Annotated in this window: 9 protein-coding genes and 1 pseudogene (1 of these 10 only partly in view); 9 read left to right on the top strand and 1 reads right to left on the bottom strand. The window is 72.7% G+C overall.

The window, feature by feature from the left end; all coding sequences use genetic code 11:
• The 4 genes and pseudogenes from ABZ714_RS03995 to ABZ714_RS03980 all read left to right on the top strand — a co-directional run.
• A pseudogene (locus tag ABZ714_RS03995) lies at window positions 1-451 on the top strand (hypothetical protein) (it extends 71 nt beyond the left edge of the window).
• A 76-nt stretch (window positions 452-527) separates the two neighbouring features.
• The gene (locus ABZ714_RS03990) at window positions 528-1,814 is read left to right on the top strand and encodes a glutamate-5-semialdehyde dehydrogenase (RefSeq protein WP_358823544.1); all 1,287 of its coding nucleotides are present in this window, start codon (window positions 528-530) and stop codon (window positions 1,812-1,814) included.
• Between the two features lie 85 nt (window positions 1,815-1,899).
• A complete protein-coding gene (locus tag ABZ714_RS03985; protein ID WP_358823543.1) occupies window positions 1,900-2,463 on the top strand; it encodes a hypothetical protein in 564 nt (187 codons plus the stop codon).
• Window positions 2,464-2,906: 443 nt separating this feature from the next.
• Window positions 2,907-4,184 (top strand): hypothetical protein, encoded by a 1,278-nt coding sequence (locus tag ABZ714_RS03980; RefSeq protein WP_358823542.1) that lies wholly within the window; start codon window positions 2,907-2,909, stop codon window positions 4,182-4,184.
• Window positions 4,185-4,276: 92 nt separating this feature from the next.
• Here the strand turns inward: ABZ714_RS03980 and ABZ714_RS03975 are convergent, their stop codons facing one another.
• On the bottom strand, window positions 4,277-5,368 hold the full coding sequence (locus ABZ714_RS03975) for a M48 family metallopeptidase (protein ID WP_358823541.1): 1,092 nt from the start codon (window positions 5,366-5,368) through the stop codon (window positions 4,277-4,279).
• Window positions 5,369-5,657: 289 nt separating this feature from the next.
• On the opposite strand from ABZ714_RS03975, the gene ABZ714_RS03970 reads away from it, so the two are divergent.
• The 5 genes from ABZ714_RS03970 (at window position 5,658) to ABZ714_RS03950 (ending at window position 9,736) form a co-directional block, all read left to right on the top strand.
• Complete coding sequence (locus ABZ714_RS03970) at window positions 5,658-5,807, top strand: hypothetical protein (RefSeq protein WP_358823540.1); 150 nt, start codon at window positions 5,658-5,660, stop codon at window positions 5,805-5,807.
• A gap of 46 nt (window positions 5,808-5,853) precedes the next feature.
• Window positions 5,854-6,498 carry a nicotinate-nucleotide adenylyltransferase gene (nadD, locus tag ABZ714_RS03965; protein ID WP_358823539.1) on the top strand — a complete coding sequence of 215 codons (645 nt, stop codon included), beginning with the start codon at window positions 5,854-5,856 and terminating at the stop codon, window positions 6,496-6,498.
• A gap of 19 nt (window positions 6,499-6,517) precedes the next feature.
• Window positions 6,518-8,374, top strand: a complete 1,857-nt coding sequence (locus ABZ714_RS03960; protein WP_358823538.1) for an LCP family protein — start codon at window positions 6,518-6,520, stop codon at window positions 8,372-8,374.
• Between the two features lie 271 nt (window positions 8,375-8,645).
• The gene (gene rsfS / locus ABZ714_RS03955) at window positions 8,646-9,083 is read left to right on the top strand and encodes a ribosome silencing factor (RefSeq protein ID WP_358823537.1); all 438 of its coding nucleotides are present in this window, start codon (window positions 8,646-8,648) and stop codon (window positions 9,081-9,083) included.
• A complete protein-coding gene (locus ABZ714_RS03950) occupies window positions 9,080-9,736 on the top strand; it encodes a histidine phosphatase family protein (protein ID WP_358823635.1) in 657 nt (218 codons plus the stop codon). The genes rsfS and ABZ714_RS03950 overlap by 4 nt, the downstream gene beginning before the upstream one ends.
• Window positions 9,737-9,780 lie beyond the last annotated feature (44 nt).

Here is a 9,780-nt window from a genome sequence, read left to right as displayed (position 1 = left end):
GCGTCCCTGGCCCGGTCCAGACTCCCGGCCCCGATCTGCTGGAGGTGGCCGATCCGCTGACCCATCTGGTCGGGGCCTGGAGTCCGTCGCCGACGCCGAGGACCACACCCAGTCGAAACTGTGGCACATCACCCTCAGCGTCTCCGGGGCCGAGGCGCCGCTGGCGGAGGTCCGCCGCGGCCTCGAACAACTCGCCCACGACCACCCCTTCCTGCTGACCAGCCGGTACGCCAACGACCACGCCGAGATCCGCTACTGGGAGGAGGCCCGCGACCTCCACGACGCGGCGGCCGTGGCGCTCCGGCTCTGGGGCGAGCACCGGGCGACGGCGAAGCTCCCGCCGTGGACGATCGTCGGCCTGGAGGTCATCGACCGCCAGACCTACCACCAGCGCCTCGCGGAGGGCTACGGCCCGCCCCCGGCCTCCCGGGTCGGCGTCCACCCCTTCTGATTCCGCCGGGCCGCCGGACGTCTCGGAGTGCGAAATGGGGGACGAGCTCGGGACACGTCCCCATTACCCTGCGGGTATGACGACGCCGCTCACCCCGCAGGACTCCCTCAACCCCGTCGGCCGGGTCGCGCTGGCCGCCCGGGAAGCCGCCGCCCGGCTCGCCCCGCTGCCCCGCGCGGAGAAGGACGCGGCGCTGCTGGCCGTCGCCGACGCGCTGGAGGCGAGCACCGACGAGATCGTCGCGGCCAACGCCGAGGACGTGGCCCGGGCCCGGGAGGCGGGCACCAGCGAGTCGATCGTCGACCGGCTGACCCTGACCCCCGAGCGGATCCGGGCCATCGCCGCCGACGTACGGGACGTCGCCGCGCTGCCGGACCCCGTCGGCGAGGTCGTCCGCGGCTCCACCCTCCCCAACGGCCTCGATCTGCGTCAGGTCCGGGTCCCGCTCGGAGTCGTCGGCATCGTCTACGAGGCCCGGCCGAATGTCACCGTCGACGCCGCCGCCCTCTGCCTGAAGTCCGGCAACGCGGTCCTGCTGCGCGGCTCGTCCTCCGCGTACGCCTCCAACACGGCACTCGTCCGGGTGATCCGGGACGCCCTCGGCGCCACCGAGATCCCCGCCGAAGCGGTCCAGCTGGTCCCGGCCGACTCCCGCGAGTCCGTCCAGCAGCTGATGCGGGCCCGCGGCCTGGTGGACGTCCTCATTCCGCGGGGCGGCGCCGGGCTCATCCGTACGGTGGTGGAGGAGTCCACCGTCCCCGTCATCGAGACCGGTACCGGCAACTGCCATGTGTACGTGGACGCCGAGGCCGACCTCGATATGGCCGTCTCCGTGCTGGTGAACTCCAAGGCCCAGCGCCCCAGCGTCTGCAACGCCGCCGAGACGCTCCTCGTCCACCGGGACATCGCGGACGCCTTCCTGCCCCGGGCGCTCGACGCGCTCGCCGAGGCCGGGGTCACCGTCCACGCCGACGAGCGGGTCCGCGAGCGGGCCGGGGACACCAAGGCCACGGTCGTCGCGGCGACGAACGAGGACTGGGAGACGGAGTACCTCTCGTACGACATCGCCGCGGCCGTGGTCGACTCCCTCGACGACGCCGTCGCCCACATCCGGCGCTGGTCCTCCGGGCACACCGAGGCCATCGTCACCACCTCGCAGGCGGCGGCCCGCCGCTTCACCCAACTGGTGGACTCCACGACGGTCGCGGTCAACGCCTCCACCCGGTTCACCGACGGCGGCCAGTTCGGCTTCGGCGCGGAGATCGGCATCTCCACCCAGAAGCTGCACGCCCGCGGGCCCATGGGCCTGCCCGAGCTGACCTCGACCAAGTACATCCTCACCGGCGACGGACACACCCGGTAGCGGCCGGGGAGACACCGGTCACCCGCGCGGGGAGAGTTCGCCCTCCGTCTGCCCAAACACGGCGCCCGGGTCTACTCTGAATGACGTGCCGGACGACGTGGGGGGCAGGCCGTTCCCGGACGGCCGGGAGCCCGACGACGACCGCGGAGGCGCGGACGAGGACTTCGCCTCCGTGGTGTTCGACGAGGACTTCGTCCGCTCCGCCGCCTTCCACGAGCCCAGCGCCGTCGAACGGCTGCTGGCCGCCGCCCAGGCCCGCGCGGAGGCCGAGGCGGCCCGGGCGGCGGCCATGGGCTTCGCCCACCCGGACGACGAGTCCTACGACGGTTTTTACGACACCGAGCGCAGCTACGGCCACCCCGACAACGCCTCCGACGACCGCGATGACCGCGACGGCCGCGACGACGACTGGTCCGGCCCCTACGGCCCGTACGGCGGGGCGCTCCGCCCGTACCGGGGCACGGCCCACTGGCACCGCCCGGTCGCCTGGGCGCTCGCCCTGCTGATGGGGATCGGGATGGTCGCCCTCGCCTTCACGGCGGTCTACCGGGGCGCCGCGGGCAACCGCCAGGACCAGATCCCGCCCCCCGCCACCACGGACATCGACCCCACCCGCACCACCACCCCCCTCCCCGGCCCCCGCCCCTAGCCCGGGTATTCCGGGCTGCGGGGAGCGGCGTGTTCCGTCGGTGGTGCCTGGCGGATCCGGGTTTTGGGGGCGTGTGAACCGGCGCGGTCTGTCGGAGGTGCCTGGTGGGTCGGGGTTTTGAGGGGCGCGGGGAACTGCGCGCTCGGCCGCAGACGGCGCGGCGGCCCGGATCGGGCATGAAGCTGCTGGTGGGTCGGGGTTTTTTGGGGGCGTGTGAACCGGCGCGGTCTGTCGGAGGTGCCTGGTGGGTCGGGGTTTTGAGGGGCGCGGGGAACTGCGCGCTCAGCCACGCACGGCGCGGCGGCCCGGAACGCGCAAACAGCTCCCGGCGGTCCCGGGCTCCCGGGGGGCACACTCCACCGCCGACCCCGCCGGGAGGGCACCCCGTACAAAACAATCCCGCGCCGCGTTTACCGGCGCCCCCCGGAACCAACCCTCACAGTATGGCTGGGCGTGGCGATCCGCCCGAGGGTCCGACCGATGGACTCCCCGATGGCGGAGAGGACGAGTACGGAGCCGTCGTCTTCGACGAGACCTTCGTCCGGGCTGCCCGGCTCCGGGAGTACTCGGCACAGGAACGGATGCACCCGCACGCCCGGGCCGTCCGCGCCCTGCCGCCCGCGCCGCCGTCGTACGCCCGCCACGGCCCCGGCGGGGCGTGGCCGCTGATCCTGCTGGCCCTGCTGGTCGCCCTGGCCTTCGCCATGACGGTCCACTTCGGGCTGCGCCGCTCCGACGGCCCGGTCGCCGCCGCGCCCGGGGCCGAGCAGCCCCGGATCACCGTGATCCCGCTGGCACCGACCGGACGGGTCCCCGGTGGAACACCCGCCGAGCTGTTACGGCACGGGCCCGCGGCCCAGCATCGCGCCGGTGCGGCCGGGATCACCCTGCCGGGTGTGCGCGCCACCCGGGGCTTCCCCGAGAGCGACGTCCTGACGGCGCTGACCGTCGCCAAGGAGTTCCTGGTCGCGTCGTCGCTGAACCCGGCCGTGCTCACCGGAGCCACCGAACGCCCCGTACGCATCCTGCTGAACGCCCGCCAGCTCGACGCCTTCGACCGGAGCACCGGCCACGGTCTCGCCCCCGTCCGGGCCTCCGCCCGGCCTTCTGGCCCGGCTTCGGCCTCCGGACGGCAGCCGGGCACCGGGTCACCGGACTCCCGTACGGCTCCGGCCGCCGGGTGGCTGGTCCGGTTCGACCCCGGCGAGGTGGCCCTCGCCGACAGCGCGATCCGGGTCCGCGGCACCCTCGACTACACCGAGACCGCACAGGGCACGCTGGAGGTCAGCTCCCGCCACACCTTCACCTACACCCTGCGTCCCGCCCCGGCCACCGCCCCCGGGGCGTCCCGCACCCCGGCGGCGAGCCGGTCCGGGGAGCGGGCCCCGGAAGGGACCCGGGAGCGGGCCGCCCTCGCGTCGGCCTTCGTCGTCCAGCGGGAACTGCGCCTCCGCTTCGACCACGAGGACATCGCCCGTCATCAGACCGAGATCGTCTCCAGCCGGCTCCGGGCGGGCCCGCATTCCTGCGCCGCGGATCTCTCCCGGCAGCTACGGCCCCTGCTGGCGGGTGAGACAACGGCCCCGGGAGGCCCGGCGGCGACGGACCCCTACGGCACCGGGCCCGGCCCGGCGGTAGCCCTCTGCGGCAGGCTCGCCGACTCGGCCCTGCCCACCCCGGCACCCCGCCAGCCGACGACACCGGCCCCCTCCCCGGGATGACCCCGGAGCGGCTTGCCCCGCCCCGGTCCGGCCCGGAAGGCCTCGCCCCGGTCCGGCCCTGAGCGGTCCGGGCCCGGCCTCGGCGCGCCGGCTCAGCCCTTCCCGTCGCCGTTCGAGGAAGAGCCGTCCCCGTTCCCGTTCCCGGCCCGGCCGCCACCGCCGCCGCCGCCACCGAACTTGTCGCGGAGCTTGCCCCCGAGGTCGCCCGCGCCGCCCGCTATGTCGCCGACCAGCTTCATCAGCGGGTCCTTGCTGGTCCGTACCGTGTCCGCGTAGTGCGAAGCGGACTCCCGGATGGAGTCGGACACCGAGGCGTCCTTGTCCTCGTCCCGCCGGGGGTAGTGGCCGTCCATCAGCCGCTGGTAGTCCCGGCTCTCCGCCCACTTCTTCAGCTCGGCCGCCCGGACCGTGGTGAACGGGTGGGAACGGGGCAGCACATTCATGATCTTCAGGACGGAGTCCCGCAGATCGCCGCCCGCCTCGTACTCCTCGGCCTGGCGGAGGAACGCGTCCACGTTCATCTGGTGCAGATGGTTACCACCGGCGATCTTCATCAGACCCCGCATGGACGCCTGGAGGTCCTGCCCCACCAGCAGCCCCGCCCGGTCGGCCGACAGCTCCGACTTGCGGAACCACTCCCGCAGCGCCGTCACGATCGCCATGATCGCCACATTGCCCAGCGGCACCCAGGCGATCTTCAGCGCCAGATTCGTCAGGAAGAGCAGGATCGTGCGGTAGACGCTGTGCCCCGAGAGGGCGTGACCCACCTCGTGGCCCACGACCGCCCGCATCTCCTCCTCGTCCAGCAGCTCGACCAGGCCCGTGGTGACCACGATGATCGGCTCGTCGAGGCCGATGCACATCGCGTTCGGCCGCGGGTCCTGGGTGACGTACATCGCCGGGACCTTCTCCAGGTCCAGGATGTAACAGGCGTCCCGCAGCATCGAGTGCAGATGCGCGAACTGCTCGTCGCCGACCCGTACGGAGTCGGAGAGGAAGAGCAGCCGCAGACTCCGCTCGGGCAGCAGTCCGCTCAGCGCCTTGAAGACGGTGTCGAAGCCGCTGAGCTTGCGCAGGGCGACCAGCGCCGAGCGGTCCGCGGGATGTTCGTACGCCCGGGACGAGATACCGGGGAAACGCTTGCGCTGCCTGCTCGGCACGTTCTCATGACTGCTTTCGGTCATTCCAGCCCCCTGTGTAGCCCATTGGTGCCATAGGTGCGATCGGACGGCTCGTCCCCCCGACAGGCCCCAGCGTAGGTGCTGCCCCCGAGGGGCACCGGAGCCTGTGGACAACTCCCGGGCCCGCCGTCCGCCCGTCCGGCGGCCGCCGTTCCCGCCGTCCCGGCACCGGCCTTCCCGGCGCCGTGACCACCTCAACGACCGAGTCGGCGTGAGCGTGCCCGACCCACCCGCATACGATGTGTGCCCGAAGTCCCTCCGCCCCGTCCCCGATCGAATGGGTCCGCAGAAGATGAGCATCGCCAGCACCTCCGCCAGCCTCGTCCCGCTCGCCGAGGGCGGTGGCCACGAAAGCCTCAGCCCGCTCCTCGTCGGCGCCGGAGCCCTGATCGCCCTGCTTCTGCTGCTCTGGATCACCACGAGCTTCAACCGCGACCGCTGAGCCGGTCCGTACGTCCCGTACGGACGTGCCAGTAGGCTCTGCACGCATGGGAGAGCAGGAACAGCAGGCGGGTACCGCGTCCGGTGAGCCGGGCGCCGGTCCCGTCAGACGACGACTCGGTGTGATGGGCGGGACGTTCGACCCCGTCCACCACGGACATCTGGTGGCGGCGAGCGAGGTGGCCGCCCTGTTCCATCTCGACGAGGTCGTCTTCGTGCCCACCGGGCAGCCGTGGCAGAAGACCCACAAGGTGGTCTCGCCGGCCGAGGACCGCTATCTGATGACCGTGATCGCCACGGCCTCCAACCCCCAGTTCTCGGTGAGCCGGATCGACATCGACCGCCCGGGGCCGACGTACACCATCGACACCCTGCGGGATCTCCGGTCGCTCAACGAGGACGCCGACCTCTTCTTCATCACCGGCGCGGACGCGCTCTCCCAGATCCTCGGCTGGCGGGACGCGACCGAACTCTTCTCCCTCGCCCACTTCATCGGCGTCACCCGGCCGGGTCACGACCTGACCGACGACGGTCTGCCCGAGGGCAAGGTCTCCCTGGTGGAGGTCCCGGCGCTGGCGATCTCCTCGACCGACTGCCGGTCGAGGGTCGCCAAGGGCGATCCCGTCTGGTATCTCGTACCCGACGGTGTCGTGCGGTACATCGACAAGCGCCAGTTGTACCGCGGTCACTGAACCCGGAGAGGGGGCACCGGTGAACGACCAGCAGCAGCCGTACGACCCGTACCAGCCGCGGATCATCGGTTACGACGCCTACGGACAGCCGGTCTACCAGCAGCCCCAGCATCCCCAGCCGCCCCACGAGGAGCCGTACGACGGCTCCTACGGGCCGGATGGCGGCCAGGAGTACCGCCATGAACACGGCGGCGGCACGTACGCACCCGGATACACCCCGGGCCACGGGCAGCCCGCCGAGTACGGAGGACTGCCGTACGACACCCCGGTGCCGTCCCGGCCGGACGGTACGGACGGCGGCGCGTACGGCTACTCCGGCTACGAGCCCGCCCCGTACGCCGGATACGACACCGGTACCGGGCAGCAGCCGGCCCAGGGGCAGACGTACGGCTACGACCCCGAGGGCCGCCCCTACGAGGACTACGGCTACGACCCCGGGCCCGGCACCGGGCCCCTCGCGGTCGACACCACCCAGCAGTGGGCCGTTCCCGCACAGCACCCCGCCCCCGGGGACGGGCCGGGCCCGACCGGACCCGAGACGGCGTCCCTGCCCGGTCAGCGCCGCCCCGAGGCGGCCGGACACCCCGACGCCCCCGATGACTTCGGCGACCCCGACCGGCGCGACTACCGCACCGAGCAGTTCGCGTTCATCGAGGAGCCGGACGAGGAGTCCGAAGACGTCATCGACTGGCTGAAGTTCACCGAGAGCCGGTCCGAGCGGCGCGAGGAGGCCAGACGCCGGGGCCGCAACCGGGTCGTCGCCCTCGCCGTCGTCCTGGCCCTGACCCTGATCGGCGGCGTCGGCTGGCTCTGGGCCGAGGGCGCGCTGCCGGGTATGTCGGACGGCGGGAAGAAGGAAAGCGTCTCCGCCGGGGCGCAGAAGCGCGAGGTGATCGTCGTCCATCTGCGCGACACCAAGAAGAAGGGCACCTCGACGGCGCTGCTGGTGGACAACGTCACCACCGGACGCGGTACCACCGTCCTGCTGCCCGACGCGCTCTCCGTCACCGACGAGCAGGGCGCCACGACGACGCTGGCCAAGTCCCTGGAGTCCGACGGAGCCATCGGGACCCGCGACGCCATCGGCACGGCACTCGGCGCCCGGATCGGCGGCACCTGGCGGCTCGACACCCCCTTCCTGGAGAACCTCGTCGAACTGGTCGGCGGTATCGACCTGACGACCGATACCGATGTCCCCGGCGAGTCGAAGAACGCCGCCCCGCTGGTGAAGAAGGGCGAGAACCAGACACTGAACGGCCGGGCCGCCGTCGCCTACGCCACCAGGCTCGGTCCCGGGGAGCCGGAGACCAAGCAGCTCCAGCGGTTCGGCCAGGTGATGCAGGGCGTACTGAAGAAGTTCCCCAGCGACGCCGAGTCCGCGATCGTCACCGTGGAGACCCTGGGCCAGCTCCTCGACCCGTCGTTCACCGAGAAAGACCTCGGCGCGTCCCTCGCCGAACTCGCCAACCACGCCAAGGGCGGCGACTACGCGACCCTCGTCCTTCCCGTCCGCCCCGACGGGCGGCTCACGGAGCAGGCCGCGGCCGGGATCGTCCGGGACGTCCTCGGCGGCTCCGTCACCGTGCCCGAGCAGGGCGCGGCGGTGCGGGTGGGGATGCGTGACGCGACCGGGAAGGCGAAGACGGCCGAGGCCGCGCGGATCGCCCTGGGCAACGCCGGTTACACGGTCGTCGACGGGGGCTCCGCGGAGACCGCCGGCACCTCAACCGTCACCTACGGTGACGACACGCGGAAGGCGGAGGCCACCGAGGTCGCCAAGACGCTGGGGCTCCCGGCGAGCGCGGTGAAGAAGGGCACGGCCCCGTCGAACGCGGAGATCGGCATCGTGCTCGGCGGCGACTACGAGACGGACTGACGACCGGCACCGTACGGTCACGGCCCGGCCGGACCGGCACCGTACGGTCTCGGGGCAGGCCCGGGCCGCCGGGAAAGGCCATCGGCATGCGGTCGCAGCCGGTCGCGTCGGGTCGCATCGGGTCGCATCGGGTCGCGGGGAGAGGGGCGGGCGAGCGGCCGGAGAACGGCCCGAGCCCCCTCCCGGCGCCCGCCCCCGGGAAACCCGGCCGGGTGTGTCGGCGGTCCGTGAGACCCTTGTCTGGTACACGACCGCCGACGAAAGCCAGCCAGTGACCGCTACGGACCGCTCCCTCGAGCTCGTCAACGCCGCCGCCCAGGCGGCCGCCGACCGGCTCGCGCACGACATCATCGCCTACGACGTCAGCGATGTGCTGTCGATCACCGACGCCTTCCTGATCGCGTCCGCCCCCAATGACCGCCAGGTCAAGTCGATCGTCGACGAGATCGAGGAGCGGCTGCTCAAGGAGCTGGGCGCCAAGCCCGTGCGCCGCGAGGGCGACCGCGACGCCCGCTGGATCCTGCTCGACTACGTCGACATCGTCGTCCACGTCCAGCACAGCGAGGAGCGCGTCTTCTACGCCCTGGAGCGGCTCTGGAAGGACTGCCCCGAGCTTTCCCTGCCCGAGGACGCCGTGAAGACCCGCGGCAAGGGCAAGGAGCACGCCGAGCTGACCGGCGGCGCGGACGCGGACGGTGAGCTGAACTGAACGAGGACGCCTACAAGCGCACCGGCCGCCGCCTCGTCCTGTGGCGGCACGGCCAGACCGCGTGGAATCTGGAGCGCCGCTTCCAGGGCACCACGGACATCGCCCTCACCGAGACGGGGATCTCCCAGGCCCGCCGCGCGGCCCGGCTGCTGGCGTCCCTCGAACCGGACGCGATCATCGCCTCCGACCTGAAGCGCGCCGCCGGGACCGCCCGCGAGCTGGCCGGGCTCACCGGGCTCGACGTCGCTTACGACGAGGGCCTGCGGGAGACCTGGGCCGGGGTCTGGCAGGGCCTGACCCACGAGGAGATCAAGGAGCGGTACGGCGAGCAGTACGCGGCCTGGAAGCGCGGCGAGTCCGTGCGCCGGGGCGGCGGCGAGCTGGAGACCGAGGTCGCCGACCGGGCCGCCCCCGTGGTGCTGCGCCATGCCGAGAAGCTGCCCGAGAACGGCACCCTGGTCGTCGTCAGTCACGGTGGCACCATCCGCACCACGATCGGTCGGCTGCTCGGGCTGGACTCGCACCACTGGGAGAGCCTCGGCGGCCTCTCCAACTGCTGCTGGTCGGTGCTCGGCGAGGGCGCCCGAGGCTGGCGGCTGCTGGAGCACAACGCGGGTACGCTCCCCGAGCCCGTGCTGGGCGACGACACCTGAGCCGTCCCGTCGGCCGGGGAGATCGGATTTCCCTTTCCGGCAGG

This window comes from Streptomyces sp. NPDC006798 (genome assembly GCF_040635975.1).
In the GTDB taxonomy this organism is placed as follows: domain Bacteria; phylum Actinomycetota; class Actinomycetes; order Streptomycetales; family Streptomycetaceae; genus Streptomyces.
The sequence above is the reverse complement of the archived record's forward strand: the minus strand, read 5'-3'. Positions and strand labels throughout refer to the sequence as shown.

Excerpts from the sequence above, each read along its gene's own strand:
- ABZ714_RS03980 (WP_358823542.1), top strand. The coding sequence starts at position 2,907 with ATGGCTGGGCGTGGCGATCCGCCCGAGGGTCCGACCGATGGACTCCCC.
- ABZ714_RS03975 (WP_358823541.1), bottom strand. The coding sequence starts at position 5,368 with ATGACCGAAAGCAGTCATGAGAACGTGCCGAGCAGGCAGCGCAAGCGT.
- ABZ714_RS03970 (WP_358823540.1), top strand. The coding sequence starts at position 5,658 with ATGAGCATCGCCAGCACCTCCGCCAGCCTCGTCCCGCTCGCCGAGGGC.
- ABZ714_RS03990 (WP_358823544.1), top strand. The coding sequence starts at position 528 with ATGACGACGCCGCTCACCCCGCAGGACTCCCTCAACCCCGTCGGCCGG.
- nadD (WP_358823539.1), top strand. The coding sequence starts at position 5,854 with ATGGGAGAGCAGGAACAGCAGGCGGGTACCGCGTCCGGTGAGCCGGGC.